Annotated in this window: 18 protein-coding genes; 8 read left to right on the forward strand and 10 right to left on the reverse strand. The window is 37.1% G+C overall.

What is annotated here, in order from left to right:
* Window positions 1-47: 47 nt before the first annotated feature.
* From G440_RS19745 to tyrS, 3 genes are all read right to left on the reverse strand, one after another.
* Entirely contained in the window at window positions 48-251 is a 204-nt protein-coding gene (locus G440_RS19745) for a hypothetical protein (protein ID WP_051285257.1), read from the reverse strand.
* A 105-nt stretch (window positions 252-356) separates the two neighbouring features.
* Window positions 357-590, reverse strand: coding sequence for a hypothetical protein (locus tag G440_RS0109195; RefSeq protein WP_026451038.1), 234 nt, complete (start codon window positions 588-590; stop codon window positions 357-359).
* A gap of 31 nt (window positions 591-621) precedes the next feature.
* Window positions 622-1920 carry a tyrosine--tRNA ligase gene (tyrS, locus tag G440_RS0109200; protein ID WP_026451039.1) on the reverse strand — a complete coding sequence of 433 codons (1299 nt, stop codon included), beginning with the start codon at window positions 1918-1920 and terminating at the stop codon, window positions 622-624.
* A gap of 192 nt (window positions 1921-2112) precedes the next feature.
* On the opposite strand from tyrS, the gene G440_RS0109205 reads away from it, so the two are divergent.
* Window positions 2113-3126 (forward strand): NAD-dependent epimerase/dehydratase family protein, encoded by a 1014-nt coding sequence (locus G440_RS0109205; protein WP_026451040.1) that lies wholly within the window; start codon window positions 2113-2115, stop codon window positions 3124-3126.
* Here the strand turns inward: G440_RS0109205 and G440_RS0109210 are convergent.
* From G440_RS0109210 to G440_RS0109220, 3 genes are all read right to left on the reverse strand, one after another.
* A complete protein-coding gene (locus G440_RS0109210; protein WP_026451041.1) occupies window positions 3118-3549 on the reverse strand; it encodes a DUF4296 domain-containing protein in 432 nt (143 codons plus the stop codon). The two genes, G440_RS0109205 and G440_RS0109210, sit on opposite strands and share 9 nt — an antisense overlap.
* Window positions 3549-4889, reverse strand: a complete 1341-nt coding sequence (locus G440_RS0109215) for a dihydroorotase (protein WP_026451042.1) — start codon at window positions 4887-4889, stop codon at window positions 3549-3551. Before G440_RS0109215 ends, G440_RS0109210 begins: the two co-directional genes overlap by 1 nt.
* Window positions 4890-4950: 61 nt before the next feature.
* Window positions 4951-5700 carry a polyprenol monophosphomannose synthase gene (locus G440_RS0109220; protein ID WP_026451043.1) on the reverse strand — a complete coding sequence of 250 codons (750 nt, stop codon included), beginning with the start codon at window positions 5698-5700 and terminating at the stop codon, window positions 4951-4953.
* 115 nt (window positions 5701-5815) lie between these two features.
* On the opposite strand from G440_RS0109220, the gene G440_RS21690 reads away from it, so the two are divergent.
* On the forward strand, window positions 5816-6469 hold the full coding sequence (locus G440_RS21690) for a DUF4271 domain-containing protein (protein WP_169718953.1): 654 nt from the start codon (window positions 5816-5818) through the stop codon (window positions 6467-6469).
* Window positions 6470-6498: 29 nt separating this feature from the next.
* Window positions 6499-7248, forward strand: coding sequence for a uroporphyrinogen-III synthase (locus G440_RS0109230; RefSeq protein WP_026451045.1), 750 nt, complete (start codon window positions 6499-6501; stop codon window positions 7246-7248).
* Between the two features lie 117 nt (window positions 7249-7365).
* On the opposite strand, the gene pckA is transcribed toward G440_RS0109230, so the two are convergent.
* Window positions 7366-8967 carry a phosphoenolpyruvate carboxykinase (ATP) gene (gene pckA / locus G440_RS0109235; protein ID WP_026451046.1) on the reverse strand — a complete coding sequence of 534 codons (1602 nt, stop codon included), beginning with the start codon at window positions 8965-8967 and terminating at the stop codon, window positions 7366-7368.
* Between the two features lie 71 nt (window positions 8968-9038).
* Window positions 9039-9437, reverse strand: coding sequence for a DUF423 domain-containing protein (locus tag G440_RS0109240; RefSeq protein WP_026451047.1), 399 nt, complete (start codon window positions 9435-9437; stop codon window positions 9039-9041).
* Window positions 9438-9508: 71 nt separating this feature from the next.
* Between G440_RS0109240 and G440_RS0109245 the strand changes: the two genes are divergently transcribed.
* On the forward strand, window positions 9509-10882 hold the full coding sequence (locus tag G440_RS0109245) for a saccharopine dehydrogenase family protein (RefSeq protein WP_026451048.1): 1374 nt from the start codon (window positions 9509-9511) through the stop codon (window positions 10880-10882).
* 109 nt (window positions 10883-10991) lie between these two features.
* Window positions 10992-12083, forward strand: coding sequence for an Omp28-related outer membrane protein (locus tag G440_RS0109250; protein WP_084426687.1), 1092 nt, complete (start codon window positions 10992-10994; stop codon window positions 12081-12083).
* Window positions 12084-12143: 60 nt separating this feature from the next.
* Here G440_RS0109250 and G440_RS0109255 read toward each other — a convergent pair whose 3' ends face one another.
* Entirely contained in the window at window positions 12144-12839 is a 696-nt protein-coding gene (locus G440_RS0109255; protein WP_026451050.1) for a zinc metallopeptidase, read from the reverse strand.
* 132 nt (window positions 12840-12971) lie between these two features.
* A complete protein-coding gene (locus G440_RS0109260; protein WP_026451051.1) occupies window positions 12972-16343 on the reverse strand; it encodes a leucine--tRNA ligase in 3372 nt (1123 codons plus the stop codon).
* Window positions 16344-16582: 239 nt separating this feature from the next.
* On the opposite strand from G440_RS0109260, the gene G440_RS0109270 reads away from it, so the two are divergent.
* From G440_RS0109270 to G440_RS0109280, 3 genes are all read left to right on the forward strand, one after another.
* On the forward strand, window positions 16583-17461 hold the full coding sequence (locus G440_RS0109270; RefSeq protein WP_026451052.1) for a cell division protein FtsX: 879 nt from the start codon (window positions 16583-16585) through the stop codon (window positions 17459-17461).
* Window positions 17462-17528: 67 nt separating this feature from the next.
* Complete coding sequence (locus G440_RS0109275; protein WP_026451053.1) at window positions 17529-17792, forward strand: DUF3098 domain-containing protein; 264 nt, start codon at window positions 17529-17531, stop codon at window positions 17790-17792.
* The gene (locus G440_RS0109280) at window positions 17792-18583 is read left to right on the forward strand and encodes an undecaprenyl-diphosphate phosphatase (RefSeq protein WP_026451054.1); all 792 of its coding nucleotides are present in this window, start codon (window positions 17792-17794) and stop codon (window positions 18581-18583) included. The genes G440_RS0109275 and G440_RS0109280 overlap by 1 nt, the downstream gene beginning before the upstream one ends.
* Window positions 18584-18615 lie beyond the last annotated feature (32 nt).

Here is an 18615-nt window from a genome sequence, read left to right on the forward strand (position 1 = left end):
AATTCTCCTTTATTCACAGAAGCATCACATCAGCGGTATTAATGCTTTTATATCTCTTTCAGAAATTTTTGAAATTCCTGAGGGTTTTTTTTATTGTTCCAAAATAATAACAAATCTATTCTTCCTTCCTTTTCAAAAACTTTATATACCAAAGTAGTTTGCTTTGAAATAACAGAAACACGAACATTATCGAATTTATAAGCCTTGCCTATCAACACTCCTGTTTTTAGGGTTAAAATATAATCTTCCACTAAATCAATAAATTGAATTACTTGTTCTTCATTCCATTTTTTTAAAATGAAATCAATCTCTGCTGCATAAGTGATTTCCGACGTTGGAGTTCAAAAAACCTCCATTTATTTGGAAATATATCTATTTTTAAAATCAGCAATAACCTCGTTATGAAGCCTTACTAATCCTTGATCACTCTCCTCCATCGCCTGCTGAATCAATTTTTCTGCAACTTCAGGAAGTTCATATTCATTTGTGTCCTCATAATTCTCAAAAACAGCATATACAACCCGCAATGCCCTTTCGTCGGCTAGGTTTGCAAAGGCTATCACCTTTTTTCGAAGTTCTGTGGTTTCCATAATTCAAATAATTTAACCTAAAGATAAGCAATTATACCGCTTTGATAATAAAATAATTTTTCTTTCCGCGCTGTAATAGCACAAACTGACCATTTATTAAATCGTTTTCGGAAACTTTAAAGTCTTCAGTAACTTTCTCTTTATTTACTGAGATAGAGTTTTCTTTTAAGGCGCGACGGGCTTCACTATTCGATTTTAAAAAGCCTGTTTTTTCAGCCAAAGCGGCAATAATATCAATTCCGTTATTTACTTCTTCTTTTGAAATCTCAGCTTGTGGAACACCGTCAAAAACATCTAGAAAGGTTTTTTCATCGAGTGTTTTAAGATCTTCGGAAGTAGAGTTTCCGAATAAAATCTCGGAAGCTTTTACCGCCTTTTCATATTCCTCAGCACTGTGAACGGTAGTTGTTACTTCTTCCGCCAAACGCTTTTGAAGCAAACGCATATGCGGTGCTTCTTGATGTTCTGCTATTAAACCCTCAATAGTTTCCTTATCGAGAAATGTAAAAATCTTGATATATTTTTCTGCGTCTTCGTCAGCGCTATTTAACCAATATTGGTAGAATTTGTAAGGTGAAGTGCGGTCTGCATCCAGCCAGATGTTACCACCTTCACTTTTACCAAATTTGCTGCCGTCGCTTTTGGTAATAAGTGGACAGGTTAATGCATAACCTTTTCCAGCATCCATTCTTCGTATTAGTTCAGTACCAGTGGTTATATTTCCCCATTGGTCGCTACCGCCCATTTGTAATGTACAATCGAGATTTCTGTATAAATGAACAAAATCGTATCCTTGAATTAATTGATAGGTGAATTCAGTAAAAGAAAGACCTTCTGCACTTTCGCCGCTCAATCTGGTTTTTACAGAATCTTTCGCCATCATATAATTGACGGTAATGTGTTTTCCTACGTTTCTTATAAAATCAAGAAACGAAAATTCTTTCATCCAATCGTAATTATTGACCAGAGTTGCAGGGTTTTCAAGATTTTCCGAAAAATCGAGGAATTGAGAAAGTTGGTTTCTTACACCTTCCTGATTTTTTTTCAACGTGGCCTCATCAAGTAAATTGCGCTCGCTGTTTTTCATGGATGGATCACCAATCATTCCTGTGGCACCACCAACCAAGGCAACCGGTTTATGACCGCAGCGCTGATAGAACGACAAAAGCATGATTGGAACCAGGTTACCAATGTGCAAGGAGTCTGCAGTTGGATCAAAACCTACGTATGCAGAACGCATTTTTTCCATTAGGTGTGCTTCAGTTTCAGGCATTACATCGTGTATCATGCCACGCCATTGTAGTTCTTCAACGAAATTTTTTAGCTTCATTTTTATAATTTTTACTCCATCGCTCAGGCTATGGAATTTGAGGATGCAAAGATACGTTTCTCAATTAAAGATTCAAGGTTCAAAGTCCAAGTTTCGCATTTTAGGTTCCATCAATAATCTAGATCTAATGAAAAGCACATTCGGTTTACATTTCAGTTTCATTTATGATTTCATTTTCAGTATTTTCGCTATATGATTTTAGTAACAGGTGGCACAGGAATGGTGGGATCTCATCTCTTATACCTTCTTTTAAAAGAGGGCACAGGAAAGGTGCGCGCAATTCATAGAAGAAACAGCGATATTGCATCGGTGAAAAAAGTCTTTGCACTTTACACGCCTAATGTAGATTTACTTTTCAATAAAATAGAATGGGTAGAAGCAAATATCACCGACATTCCCGAACTAACGATTGCTTTTAAAAACATTACCAAGGTTTACCATTGTGCGGCATTTATCAATTTTAACCCTTCAAAATATAAAGTGCTCAAAAAAGCGAATGTTGAAGGAACAGCAAATATTGTGAATCTCTGTCTTGCGAACAAAGTTGAAAAAATATGCTATGTAAGTTCGGTCTCTACTTTAGGAACGGCCCTAAACCAAAATCTAATTACCGAAGAGACCCATTACAACCCTGATGATAAAAACAGCGTGTATGCCATTACAAAATACGGAGCTGAAATGGAGGTTTGGCGCGGTACGCAAGAAGGTTTGGATGCAGTAATCGTCAATCCTGGTATCATTTTGGGAACCTCATTAAGTGAAGGTGGAAGTGGAATGATAGTCCCTCTAGGTTCTAGCGGAATCCCCTTTTACCCCTCTGGTTCTATGGGAATAGTAGATGTTCAAGATGTTGTAAAAGCAATGCTATTGTTGATGGAGTCCGATACAAAAAATGAACGCTTTATTTTGGTGAGCGAAAACATTTCGTATAAAGAAATACTCTCGAGACTAGCACCACTCTTTGGAAAAAAGCCACCCAAAAGAAAACTTTCAAAAGGGTTTATGATCTTTTTAAGCACCATTGACGGGTTGCTAAACAAACTTTTTGGAATAAAGCGAAGAGTGGTAAAGGCAACAGTTCGATCTATGTTTACGACCTCACTTTACGATGCGTCAAAAATTAAGAAACGTTTCGGATTTCAATTTACCACAACAGAAGAAACGCTTAAACGGATAGCAAAAGAAAGCGGAAAGGTGTTACAATAAACTATCTTTCTTTGCGCTAGATATATCAATTTTCGATCTTTGTAAATTGTTAATGCTATCTTTAACATCACGCTCCTTTTCTACCAGACTGTCCATTTTTATCCGCATCACACCCAATCGGGTCTCTACATCCTGAAAAATACCCATGTAAGCATTTATATCGGCAGCATAAAATGCATTACTTCTTGCAAACTGTACACTATCCACTCCAAAATTTTGATAGATAAGCGAATCCATTTTTACACCCTTGGCTATTATGGATTTGTTATCCACACTTCTGGCCGCATTAGATAAATAGGTCTCTGTAAGGATATCAACCATTTTATTCTTCGGAATAAGATTTTTAGGCTTTTCAGGCTGGTCAACATTTTGGCAACCAAAAAAGCTTAAAATGGATATAAAAAGAATTGCAAACTGTTTCATTATCTATTAAAAGTAAGTCTTTCTGGATTGCTTTTATTGGGGAATTTTGAATTTTCATAAACTACCACCCCATTCACTAAAGTATGCGTAACACGCGATTTGAAAATGGTTCCTTCAAAAGGTGACCATTCGCATTTATACAAAATATTTTCTTTTTTCACGGTCCAGGGCGAATTGATATCTACCAAAACCAAATCTGCCTTATAACCTTCTCGAATATAACCTCGCTCCTTTATTTGGAACAAAATAGCCGGATTATGCGCCGTTTTTTCGACAATTTTTTCCAAAGAAATTTTTCCTTTATGATACATTTCCAAAAGCGCTACCAAAGCGTGCTGCACCAAAGGTCCACCTGATGGAGCGTTCAAATATTTGTTGTTCTTCTCTTCAAGGGTATGTGGGGCGTGATCTGAAGCGATTACATCTATACGATCATCGAGTAATGCCTTAAGCAGACCATCTCTGTCTTTTTGCGTTTTTACTGCAGGATTCCATTTTATTTTAGTGCCTTTAGCTTTGTAATCTTCGTCCGTAAACCATAAATGATGAATACAAACCTCAGCGGTAATTTTCTTTTGTGAAAGCGGCTTCTTATTGCTGAATAGATGGGTTTCCTTTTCAGTCGAAACATGAAAAACATGAAGTCTCGCTCCGGTTTTTTCTGCAAGTTTTATCGCTCGTGAAGAAGAAATATAACAAGCTTCTTCACTTCTTATTTTTGGATGGCATTCCATTGGAATGTCTTCGCCATATTCTGCCTTATACTTTTCCAGATTTTCTTTTATGGTAGCTTCATCTTCACAATGGGCAGAAATAAGCAATTTAGTTTTGCTGAAAATTTCTTCTATGGTTTTTGGATCATCAACTAGCATATTTCCTGTGGAAGATCCCAAAAATAATTTTAAGCCCGCTACTTTCTGTGGATCAACTTTTAAAATTTCGTCTAAATTATCGTTAGTGCCGCCAAACATAAATGAATAATTGGCCCAAGAGGTTTTTGCGGCAATATCAAACTTTTCTTCTAGAAGTTCGATGGTCGTTGCTTGGGGAACAGTGTTAGGCATTTCGATAAAAGAAGTAATCCCTCCTGCCACTGCAGCTTTAGATTCGGTTTCGATTGTTGCCTTATGCGTTAAACCAGGTTCGCGAAAATGCACTTGATCATCAATCATTCCCGGCAATAGATAGCAACCATCAGCATCAATTATCTTGGTTTCACCAGATTTCATGCTAATGCTATGGGCAATTTCTGCAATTTTACCATCTTGAACTAAGACATCACCCTTAATAATTTCTCCTTCGTTAACAATATTCGCATTCTTAATTAAAACTGATTTCATTTACCTAATATTTATTTATGTTTAAGAAACAATTTGAGACGTGCTCTCCTTTGGATATACATTAATGAAAGGATGTTTTATTGAATCTTTTGCGGTTAAATACACTTTTTATTTTCATTCCGATAACTCCAAAAATAGCTTCAGATATTATTCCAGAACTCATTTTGGATTCTCCTTTGGTGCGGTCTGTAAAAATTACCGGCACTTCAATGATTTTAAATTTGCTTAAATGTGCCTTGAATTTCATTTCAATTTGAAAAGCATAGCCCACAAAACGAATATTGTCAAGATTTATTCTTTCCAAAACTGATCTTTTGTAACAGATAAAACCAGCCGTGGTATCATAGATATCCATTCCCATCACAAACCGAACATATTTGGAAGCTAGCCAAGACAATAAAACTCTACTCATTGGCCAATTTACCACATTTACTCCTGTTACATACCTAGAACCTATGGCAACATCATTACCTTCCTTATGGCATGCGTTAAACAATCTAACTAGATCATTTGGATTGTGCGAAAAATCGGCATCCATCTCAAAAATGTACTCGTACTCTTTTTCAAGAGCCCATTTAAAGCCAGCGATGTATGCGTTTCCCAAGCCATTTTTGACTGGACGTTTAAGTATAAATAACTTCTCGGGATATTTTATAAAATTGTCTTCAACTAACTGGGCTGTGCCATCGGGAGAATTATCATCAACCACCAAAACGTGAAACTCTCGCTGCAATGAGAAAACAGTGCGCAACAAGCGCTCTATGTTTTCAATTTCATTGTAAGTGGGAACCACCACCAGCGCCTTGAACATACTCCTCTTTTACCGCAAATGTACCGTTTTTTGAACAAATAAATGTGAAGTAAAATCTAATTGATACTGATAACAGGAAATTTAATTTACAGTACCTTTACCGCAAAAATTGAAGGTGGATTTCAGTGAAAGACTTATCGAATCGCACGATTGGGCTACCTATCTACTTGTTGGGTGTTTTATTATTCTGGCGCTATCCAAATACTTTTATCCTAGAAGGTTCCACCAGTTTTCATTATTACCCATCAACAATCAATACTTTTTCGCCTACGGCAAAAATGACGAATTGAATCACCCTTTCAATATGATGCTTTTCGTTGGGCAGATTATTTGCGTTTCGATTTTTATTTTCCTGCTTTTCGAAGTTTTTAATCCTACTGAAGCTCAAAATAATAAATGGCTGTTTATACAAATTTGTACAGGATATAGTGTATTTGTATTAATAAAACTATCTCTTGAGAAAATCATTGGTAGTATTTTCTCTATAGATGGAATTATCAACGAATATTTATATCAAAAGTTGAGTTATCGCAATTTTTTTGGTATATTATTCTTTATAGGCAACCTTTTTTTTCTTTATGCAGTCACTCCCTCCGCTATCGCATTGGTCGCTTTTGGTAGCGTGATCGTACTTATAAACGCTATATCACTGCTATACAGTTACAAAAAAAAGGGAAAATTAATTTTGGATAATTTCTTCTATTTTATTGTGTACCTTTGCGCTTTTGAAATCGCTCCCTATATTATCCTTTATAAAAGTCTTTTTTAAACTTTAATACCAAAAAAAACAAGCTATTTATGAAAGTGAAAACTATTTTAGTATCCCAGCCAGAGCCTAAAATTGAGAATTCGCCATATTTTGATTTAATAGAAAGACAAAAGGTGAAAATAGATTTTATACCTTTTATTCACGTTGAGGGTGTGTCTGGGAAAGACGTTCGCACGCAAAAAGTTGATCTAACAAAATATACCGCGATTATTCTTACCAGCAGGAACTCTGTGGATCATTTTTTCAGAATCGCGGAGGAACTTCGTTTTAAAGTTCCTGACACCATGAAATATTTTTGTTTAAGTGAAGCTGTGGCCTATTACCTTCAAAAGTATGTAGTTTATAGAAAAAGAAAGATTTATGTGGGCAAAAGGACATTTCCTGAATTGGCACCATTAATCAAAAAATATAAAAGCGAGAAGTTTCTACTTCCCACTTCCGATAAACTAAAGCCTGAAGTTCCTTTAGTTCTAAACGAATTAAAAGTCGATTGGAAAGAAGCCACTTTTTACAGAACTGTAATTAGTGATCTTTCAGACCTACGTGATGTCTATTATGATATCCTGGTATTTTTCAGTCCTAGTGGAATTGAATCATTATTTGAGAACTTCCCTGACTTCGATCAAAAAGATACACGCATAGCCGTTTTTGGGAACACAACCGTAAAAGCAGCCAATGAGATGGGCCTTCGCGTGGACATTCAGGCGCCAACCCCTGAAACACCTTCTATGACCATGGCGTTGGAGAAATATATTAAAGAAATGAACGGCAAAAAATAATACCCATTATATTTTTAAATGTCTCATTAAAAATTTAAAGGTTTAAGTGCAATTACATAGAATTAAAAAAAGGCTTGCCAATTGGCAAGCCTTTTTTAATATTATGGTATCACGAAATTATTCAACAGCCGGAGCTCCTGCAAGAATCTCGTCATTAGCGTATGCTTCAAATTTCTTAAAGTTTTCCTTGAAGGAATTTGAAAGCTCGTGTGCTTGAATGTCATAAGCGCTTTTATTCTTCCAAGTTTGTTTCGGATTTAAAACCTCAGAAGGAACGTTTGGACAAGAAGTTGGCATCATTAAGTTGAAAATTGGATGTTTCACAAATTCAACATCTTGCATTTTACCTTCTAACACCGCAGCTATCATGGCACGCGTATATTTCAACTTCATTCTGTTACCAACACCGTAAGGACCACCGGTCCAACCTGTGTTAATCAACCAAACATTAACGCCAGCATCTTTCATCTTTTTACTTAGCATTTCTGCATATCTAGTGGGGTGAAGTGGCATAAATGGCGCCCCAAAACAAGCTGAAAAACTCGGAGTAGGCTCGTTGATTCCTTCTTCCGTACCAGCAACTTTAGCCGTGTAACCACTAATAAAATGGTAGGCCGCTTGCCCTGGAGTCAATTTTGAAATAGGAGGCAAAACGCCAAAAGCATCAGCAGTTAAAAAGAAAATATTTTTTGGATTCTGGCCAATTGATGGCTTCTGAATGTTGTTTATATGGTAAATAGGGTAGCTTACACGAGTATTCTGGGTAATGAAAGTATCTGCAAAATCTACATTTCCATCTGCGTCCATCCCCACATTTTCAAGAAGTGCCCCTGGTTTTATAGCATTAAAAATGTCTGGCTCATTTTCTTCAGAAAGGTTTATAACCTTCGCATAACATCCACCTTCAAAGTTAAATATTGTGTTATCTGGTGTCCAGCCGTGCTCATCATCTCCTATCAATTTACGTTCTGGATCTGCAGAAAGTGTAGTTTTCCCTGTACCTGAAAGACCAAAGAAAATGGCTGTTTCACCATTATCGCCAACATTTGCTGAACAGTGCATTGGCAAGGTGTTTTTATCCACCGGCATAATAAAGTTAAGTGCAGAAAAAATACCTTTTTTAATTTCACCCGTATAACCAGTTCCTCCAATCAAGGCAATTTTGCGAGTAAAGTTTAGGATAGCAAAGTTGTGCTGCCGCGTTCCGTCCACCTCTGGATCTGCAATAAATCCAGGTGCATTTATAATAAGCCAATCAGGGTCAAACGATGCCAATTCTTCTTCGGTTGGACGAAGAAACATATTGTGGGCAAATAAATTGGACCATGGGGTTTCGTTAATCACCCTAATATTGAGCTTGTAATCTTTATCTGCGCAAGCATAGCTATCACGCACATAAATTTCTTTCTCCGAAAGATAATCAGTGACTTTGTTATATAACGCATCAAACATCTTTGGCGGAAATGGAATGTTTATGTTTCCCCACCATACTTCGTCACGCGTAACATCGTCTTTTACAATAAACCTGTCCTTGGGAGATCTACCTGTAAATTCACCAGTGTGCACCGCTAGTGCGCCACTACTGGCTTCTTTCCCTTGACCCTTTTGTAATGTTTCGTCGTGAAGTTCTTCAGAAGAAAGTTGATACTTAACTTTTGCATTTTTGATTCCGTATTTATCAACAGAAATCGTTTCCGTAGCTTGGTTTTTATCGACCATACCTTTTTTAATAATTAGTAGGTTACAAAAGTAGCAAATCTAAAAGAGATTGGGGAAAATATAAAAAACATTTATCGCTTCTTTAACGAAAGCAATGAAAATGCCAACCAAAACCAACCTACAATAAATAGCAAACCGCCTATAGGCGTTATAAATCCAATCTTTGCCGAATTAAAGGGCAAAACCTCGTTCAGCGCTAGTAAATATATAGAGCCGGAGAAGAAAAGCATACCAACAATAAATAACCAAAAAACGGTCTTTTTTATCTTTTCTGAAATAGCTGGTGTTAGTCCTAAAATCAAAATTGCAATACAATGGTACATTTGGTAGCGAACGCCAGTTTCAAATGTATTGATCGCGGAAGCATCCACAATACTCTTTAATCCATGTGCGCCAAAAGCACCCAAAGCAATAGTAACTGCAGCAAGAAAAGAAGCCGTTACAGCCATATTTTTATCAAAATTCGTCATTTTTGAAATTTGGAATTAGTAATTTCGCCCTTCATTTAATTAAGCTTCAAAGATAACAAAAACTCCCCCCAATGAGAAACATTTTAATTATAGGTGCAGGTAGATCAGCAACAAGTTTAATTCGTTATTTACTGGACAAAAGCGAGGAAGAAAAACTTTTTATCACCATTGGCGATATCTCACTAGAATCTGCTCAGAAATTGATTCAAGGCCACCCAAATGCCAAAGGAATCATGCTCGATGTTTTTAAAGATGAGCAAAGAAAAGAAGCTGTTAAAAACAGTGACTTGGTAATATCTATGTTGCCTGCCCGGTTTCATATTGAGGTTGCAAGAGAATGTATTGAGCTTGGAAAACCTATGGTTACAGCATCATACGTAAGTGATGAAATGCAAGCCTTGGACGAACAGGCCAAAGCTAAGGGACTAGTTATGATGAACGAAATAGGTCTCGATCCCGGTGTAGACCATATGAGCGCTATGCAAATAATTGATAGAATACGGGAAAAAGGTGGAAAAATGCTGCTTTTCGAATCGTTTTGCGGAGGTTTAATCGCACCAGAAAGCGATGACAACCTTTGGAATTATAAATTTACATGGAATCCGCGTAACGTGGTTTTAGCCGGTCAAGGTGGAGCAGCAGAATTTATCCAAGAAGGAAAATTTAAATACATTCCTTATCACAGACTTTTCCGAAGAACAGAATTCATCAATATTGAAGGTTATGGGAAGTTTGAGGTATTAGCCAATAGAAACTCTCTACAGTACCAATCGGTTTACGGACTTGACAATATTCTCACATTATATCGTGGAACAATAAGAAGAGTAGGGTTTAGCAAGGCTTGGAATATGTTTGTTCAATTGGGAATGACCGATGATACTTACACCATTCCAGATTCTGAAAATTTGACCTACCGTGAATTTGTAAACTTATTTTTGGCATATTCGCCGTCAGATAGCGTTGAACTTAAACTACGTTATGCACTGAAAATCGATCAAGATGATTTGATGTGGGAAAAGTTAGAGGAATTAGACCTTTTCAACAAAGAAAAAACCATTGGCATTAAGGATGCAACTCCGGCCATGGCACTTCAGAAAATATTGGAGGAAAAATGGACATTGGCGCCAGAAGATAAGGATATGATAGTGATGTACCACAAATTCGGTTATGAATTAGATGGAAAAAAACATCAGATTGACAGCCATATGGCTTTAATAGGTGAAGACCAAACACACACGGCTATGGCAAAAACCGTAGGACTTCCCGTTGGAATTGCTGCAATAAAAATTCTCAATGGCAAAATCACAACTCCTGGAGTACAACGCCCAATCGCCAAAGAGGTTTATGAACCCATTTTAAAAGAGCTTGAAGAAAACGGAGTAATTTTTAGGGAAGAGGAAGTGGAATACTTGGGGTATAATCCAGAGAATCTTAATATTGGGTAGACAGCAGTAGTATGCAGTAAAGTAACGGCTTAACAAATCTTAAACTTTGCCAAAATTTGGAATATCATTGACACCAGATAAATAAGAAAAATTAAAAGCATCATATAAAATGAAGAAAATAACACTCCTATTCTTTATAATACTGATGGCGCATTTTAGTTTTTCTCAGACAAATGGAGCTACAAAAAAAGTTGTTTTAGAACAGTTCAATGGAGCTTGGAATGGTTATTGTCCAGATTCGGATTTTATAATGGAAAATATTCTTACGCAATATCCTGATAATGTAATTGGTATTTCCATACATAGTCTTGATGGAATGGCATACGATAATGGGATTGAACCTGAATTCTCAAATGGAGTCACCCCAGTTGGAATGGTAGATAGGAAAAAATTTACAGGTGAATCTAATGAGATTTTAAATCGTAATGATTGGGGAAACTATGTAGTAGAACAATTAACTCGTTATACGCCCGCAGAAGTTGACCTTACCATTAATTATGATTCCGCTACACGAACTATTACAGGTACAATAACAGCAGAATTCATTGATTCTGCTAGTGGAGATATGCGTTTTGTGATGAGTGTAGTAGAAGATGAGGTTACTGAGACTGGATCTGATTTCGATCAAACAAATTATTATGACGGTGCTTCAGGACATCCGTTTGAAGGGGCCGGAAATCCGATTATTGGATACACTCATAGACATGTTTTACGTGCAAATTTGCCAGGTGTCTATGGAAATGCAGGAATCATTCCACCATCCGTTAGTGCTGGATCAATATATTCTGAAACCTTTATATATACGCTTCCGGCTAACTATGATGAAACGAAAATTTCAGTAATTGGATTTTTAGCTTTCAGTGTTCCTGAAATTGGACAGCGTGAAATTTTAAATGCAGATCAGAAGCCGTTGTCTGAAGTATTATCAATAGAAAAAGAAAGCTTATTTGGCTCACTTTCCATTTCACCGAACCCAACAAATAATCACTTTACTCTAAATTTAAACTTAAAAGAAACTATAACGGCCGATATTATAATGTATAACATATTTGGTCAGGAGATAAAAAGAATAGCTTCGGGTACTTTTGATATAGGAGATCAGGCAATACAAGTTTCCGTAGAAAACGTATTAAAAGAAGTATATTTCGTTACAATTCGAACGGCTACTGATTCATTAACAAAGAAATTGGTGGTTAAATAAAAAACCCACGAAAATTCGCGGGTTTTGTTTTACATCTGAAATCAAAAATCGTCAATACTTCTACCTTCTTCCCATAAAAATAGAGATAAAATAGAGTAAGGTGGCCAATGACCCAATGGCTGCAACTACATACGTTCTAGCGGCCCATTTTAGCGCGTCTTTGGCTCCAGCATGTTCTTGCGGTGTGAGCATTTGGCTACTTTCCAACCAAGCTAAAGCACGATTACTGGCATCGTATTCTACGGGTAAGGTGATAAAAGCGAAAACAGTAGTTGCCGCAAAAAGAATGATTCCCACTAAAAATAGGGTTGTACCTAAAGCACCCATAAAATTCATCGCTGTCATTATAAGACCGGCCATAATAACAAAATTAGACAGCTTACTGGCAACTCCCACTGCCGGTACAATAGCCGAACGAAATTTCAACCAACCATAGGCGGTGGCATGCTGCACCGCGTGTCCGCATTCGTGTGCGGCAACGGCAGCGGCGGCGGCGTTGCGCTGCATATAAACCGGTTCGCTTAAGTTTATTGTTTTGTCTCCTGGGTTGTAGTGATCTGTCAATTTACCCGCTACTGAAACCACTTTTACATCTGTAATTCCGTTGTCGGCAAGCATTTTTTCGGCGATTTCCTTTCCGCTCATTCCATTTTGAAGATGGATTTTACTGTATTTCTCGAATTTACTTTTCAGTTGGTTGCTTACTAACCAACTAACCAAAAAGATGACGCCCGCAATTATATAATATCCGTACATAGGTTTTATTATTATTAAGTTTTTTGTTTTCTCTCTGTGCTCTCTGTGCCTTTGTGGTAAACTTTACTCACCAAAAAGACAAACAGATCAAGAAGGTTTTCAGTAACAATATAGCAAATAACGTGCAAATTTTTATCCCACGATATTTACGATTTTCCCAGGGACAATAATCACCTTTTTAGGCGTGCGACCCTCTAAATACTCCGCTGTTTTCTCGTGTGCCATTACGGCAGATTCAATTTCATCTTTACTTAAGTCTAACGGCAATTCTAGTGTAAATCGCATTTTCCCGTTGAAAGAGATTGGATATTCTTTGCTACTTTCTACCAAATACTTTTCTTCAAATTTTGGAAATGGCGCCGTGGAAACACTTTCTGAATGCCCTAACTTATTCCAAAGCTCTTCGGCAATATGAGGCGCATATGGCGAAATAAGAATTGCCAACGGCTCCAAAACTTCACGTGCATTACATTTTTCTGCAGAAAGCTCATTCACAGCAATCATAAATGACGAAACAGAAGTATTAAAACTAAACTCTTCAATATCTTCCTGAACTTTCTTTATGGTTTTATGAAGCGTTTTTAGCCCGCCAGCGCCCGAAGGGGGAGTATCGCTCATGTAAAAACTTTCGTTTTCTCCGGAATGATATAATTTCCAAAGTTTTTTAAGGAATCCGTGCACTCCCGTAATCCCTGCAGTATTCCAAGGTTTTGCTTGTTCAAGCGGCCCAAGAAACATTTCGTACAGTCGTAAAGTATCTGCACCGTATTGCTCACAAATATCATCGGGGTTTACCACGTTGTATTTGGATTTGGACATTTTTTCTACTTCTCTCCCTACAATGTATTTTTCATTATTATTATCTATTACTATTCCGTTTTCTGAAATGAAAATTGCGTTTTTATATTCTTCTCTTGAATTCCTAAAAGTTTTAATATTCAACTCATTGTGAATATCTACCAAAGAAACATCTACGTGTAAAGGAATTATCGTGAAGCCAACAATTTTATCAATTATACTTTGCCCAATTAATCTAGATTTTAAATTCCCCTTGACTATATTTAGAAAATCATCATTCTTCCATTCCTTATTGTGAACAATATGATTTCTTAATGTTTTTGAAACAAAAATATTTGTATTATGAATAAAATTAGGATAATTAGCATTTAAGCCAACAAGCTTATAGGCAAACGCACTCTCCCCCAAAATCATCCCCTGATTAATCAGCTTTTTAAATGGTTCTTCAACAGGAACCAAACCGCGATCGTGCATAAACTTCACCCAAAAACGACTGTATAATAAATGGCCGGTTGCGTGTTCGCTTCCACCTATATATAAATCTACGTTTTGCCAATAGTCCAAGGCTTCCTTTGAAGCAAATACCTCATCGCGTTTTTCACTCTCCATATATCTAAAAAAATACCACGAACTTCCAGCCCAACCCGGCATTGTATTTAGTTCAAGAGGAAACACATTTTCTTGGTCTGCAAACTGATTACTGACTACTGAACATTTTTTCGTATCCCAGTGCCATTTTGTGGCGCGACCTAAGGGCGGCTCTCCAGTTTCCGTGGGAAGGTATTTTTCAACCTCAGGAAGTCGTAATGGCAAATATTCTGTTGGGATTGCATGCGGCATTCCATCTTTATAATAAATTGGGAAGGGTTCACCCCAATATCTTTGTCGGCTAAAAACTGCATCGCGTAAGCGGTAATTTATCTTCCCTTCACCGATGCCCTTTTCTTCTAAAGCAGTGGTTATTTTTTCAGTAGCTTGCTGATAGGTTAGGTCATTTAGGAAATCACTGTTAGTGATTGTTATATTTTCCTTACCAGAATATGCTTCTTCAGAAATATCCACATCTTTAAATATGTTGGGAATAGGAATATTAAAATGTTTCGCGAAATCATGATCACGTTGATCGCCGCAGGGAACACTCATAACAGCTCCGGTTCCATAACCAGCCAATACGTAATCGCCAATCCAAATTGGAAGTTTTTCTCCTGAAAATGGATGTTCAGCATAGGCACCTGTAAAAACACCTGAGATGGTTTTTACATCCGCCATTCGTTCGCGTTCGCTTCGTTTGGCCGTTGCTTCCACATAGTTTTCTACTGCTTCCTTTTGTTCCGCAGTAGTTATTTTTGAAACCAAATCGTGTTCCGGCGCCAAAACCATAAAACTTACGCCGAAGATGGTGTCGGGACGGGTGGTGAAAACTTCTATGGAAAATTTTTCATCCAATTCATCCTTAGGAAAGTCCCAACCTAAATCCTCCCCCGAGGGGAGGACTTGTAATATCGCTTCAATTTTCGATATTACAGTTTGAAGATTATTGAGAACGTCAAGATTATTAAATCTGATAACTTTATAGCCTTTTTTCTCTTTTAGCAATAACTCTCTCTCATCGTCTTTTTCCAACTGATATTGATGGACTTCTCCATCTACTTCAATTATCAATTTTTTCTCAAGACATACAAAATCAACTATATAATTATCAATAGGATGTTGTTGTCTGAACTTATAACCAAGTTTCTTACCCCTCAGTTCTCCCCAAAGTTTAGCCTCTGCTTGGGTGGGGGTTGGGGGGAGGACTTTAAACTTTACAGTGGCTCCTTTACTTCTACCAATCCAGTTGGTCTGTGAATCTTTTAATGGCTGCGGCCAATCGATTTCATTAAGTCCGTCCAGCAATCGTTGGGCGTATGCTGTGATACGCATACTCCACTGTTTCATTTTTTTGCGGACAACAGGGTATCCTCCTCGTTCAGAAACGCCGTTTACGATTTCGTCATTTGCCAAAACGGTTCCTAGTTGTGGACACCAGTTTACTTCAGTTTCGGCCAAATAGGTCAATCTATATTTAAGTAGAATCTCTTGTTTCTTGGTTTCTGAAAAGTCTATCCATTCTGAAGCGATAAAACGTTCAATTCCTTCATCACAAACAGCATTTATTTTTACATTTCCTTCCGAAGAAAAAATAATACGCAATTCTTCAATGGAACGCGCTTTATCTAAATCCTTATCGTACCAACTATCAAAAAGTTGCAAAAAGATCCATTGTGTCCATTTGTAGTATTCCGGATTTGAAGTACGTACTTCACGGCTCCAATCGAATGAAAAACCAATTCTATCCAATTGTTTGCGATAGCCCTCAATTTCATTTCCGTTCTTGTCAACGCCTCCCTCAATATTCACTTTGGTTGTTTCGGCTGGATGCTGCCCCGTTTGGATTGCATATTGTTCCGCTGGAAGTCCGAAGGAATCATAACCCATAGGATGCAAAACATTGAAACCTTGATGGCGTTTAAACCTTGCATAAACATCGCTGGCAATATAACCAAGTGGATGCCCCACGTGCAAACCAGCTCCTGATGGATAAGGAAACATATCCAAAACGTAGTATTTTGGCTTGTCGCTTAGATTCTCAGCTTTAAATGTTTGGTTTTTGGCCCAATATTCTTGCCATTTGGCTTCTATTTCGTTGAAGTGATATTTGCTCATTGATAGTTATTTCAGATAAAAAAAGTAACTCCTTCGCAAAAGTTTCGGAGTTTGCGGACAAATTTAATGCTATTGTACGAAATGCCGTAACAATTTTAGAAAGTATGCAAAATTGCTTTTGGGTAATTACGATTTGTATGAAAAAAATATTCAATAAAGACTAAATTTGAAACTTTCAACGTTGTTTAACACAAGATGCAAAATTACTTGTATTTTTACCGCAAAATTCAGCAACCCTTATGAGTTCTTCTTTTGAAAAATATCAAAAACGCAGGTTAATCTCCTCTTACTTTTCCGTAGTTATCAGTATTTCACTGGTTCTGTTTCTCTTGGGATTGTTGGGCTTGCTGGTTTTAAACTCAAAAAAAGTAGCCGATTATTTTAAGGAGCAAATTGCTATAACCGTATTTCTAAAAGATAGTGCGAAAGAAGTAGAAATCACCCAGTTAAAACAAAGTTTAGCCTTGGCGGAATACACCAAAAGCGCAGCATTTGTCTCAAAAGAGGATGCAGCAAAGGAACACCAGGAAACTTTGGGTGAGAATTTTATAGAATATTTGGGCGAAAATCCATTGCAAAATAGCATTGATGTTTACATTTTAGCGGATTATGTTACACCGCAAAAAATGGAGGAAATTACCAGTGAGTTGAAAAGCAAAGGCTTTGTGGACGATGTAATTTACGACAAACCATTAATCGCACAGCTTACAGAAAACGTGAAACGAATCAGCTTTTGGATTTTGGTAATCAGCGGAATTTTTACATTTATTGCCGTATTGCTTATAAATAGTAGTATCCGACTTTCAATTTACGCCAAAAGATTTACAATAAAAACAATGCAAATGGTGGGTGCCACTAAAAAGTTTATTCGCAAACCTTTTGTTTGGAAAAGCGTTCGTTTTGGGATAATTGGCGCTTTAGTAGCAATGATCGGAATGGGCGTGGTGCTTTATTACCTCAACGATAGTTTCCCACAATTACAATTATTGAGCGATCCTATCCTGTTGACCGTTCTTTTTGTGTTTATATTTTTAATGGGAATAATCATAACCTGGATCAGCACATTTATTGCCACTCAACGATTTTTAAATTTACGCACGGACGATTTGTATTATTAGATCTGAGATGTAAGATTTAAGACTTGAGATTTTAGACCTGAAACTTTGAACCTGAAACCTTTTTAATATGGGAGAGAAAAAACGAAAAGAAGATTATATGCCGGAATTTATTTTTGGCAGAAAAAACTACAAGTTTATGTTGATCGGCATTGCTTTTATTGTGCTTGGCTTTATCCTAATGTCAGGCGGTGGAAGTGACGATCCAAACGTTTTTAATCCGGAAATTTACAACTGGCGTCGCATTCGTTTAGCCCCAGCATTAGTATTGATAGGATTTGCCATTGAAGTTTACGCCATATTATTAAAACCAGAAAGTAAAGAAGAAAATTAGTGAATACATTACAAGCAATAGTCCTGGCCATTATTGAAGGACTTACCGAATTTTTACCCGTTTCATCTACAGGACATTTAATCATAGGATCCTCATTTTTTGGGATTGCCGGAGATGATTTTACCAAACTCTTTACCATTGTTATCCAGCTGGGAACTATTCTTTCTGTGGTGGTGCTCTATTTTAAACGATTTTTCCAGAGCATGGATTTCTATTACAAACTGTTCGTCGCTTTCCTTCCCGCTGTTTTTTTAGGATTATTGTTTAATGATGTTATCGACAGCCTTCTTGAAAGCCCACTGACCGTTGCTATTTCTTTAATAATTGGTGGTTTTATTCTCATCAAAGTTGACGATTGGTTTGGAGATGGAGAAGGTGAAGAAGCAGAAATCACTTATTTAACGGCTCTTAAAATTGGATTTTTTCAATGTCTCGCTATGATTCCCGGTGTTTCACGAAGTGGCGCCAGTATTGTAGGAGGTATGACGCAAAAGCTTTCCAGAAAAACCGCTGCTGAATTTTCCTTCTTCCTTGCGGTACCAACCATGTTGGGAGCAACCGTCAAGAAAAGTTATGATTATTACCAAGCCGGTTTTGAACTGACTTCTGATCAGGTAAACTACCTTATTATAGGAAACGTAGTTGGCTTTATCGTGGCATTGATTGCTATTAAATTTTTTATCGACTATTTGAGTAAAAACGGTTTTAAAATCTTTGGTTACTACCGTATTTTCGCTGGAGTTTCGATATTGCTGATCCACTTTTTTGTAATGAAACTTACGGTGGTATAGAGGGGAGTAAGACAGAAGGAGATAGGACGTAA

The sequence above is a fragment of the Aequorivita capsosiphonis DSM 23843 genome (genome assembly GCF_000429125.1).
Classification (GTDB): Bacteria; Bacteroidota; Bacteroidia; order Flavobacteriales; family Flavobacteriaceae; genus Aequorivita; species Aequorivita capsosiphonis.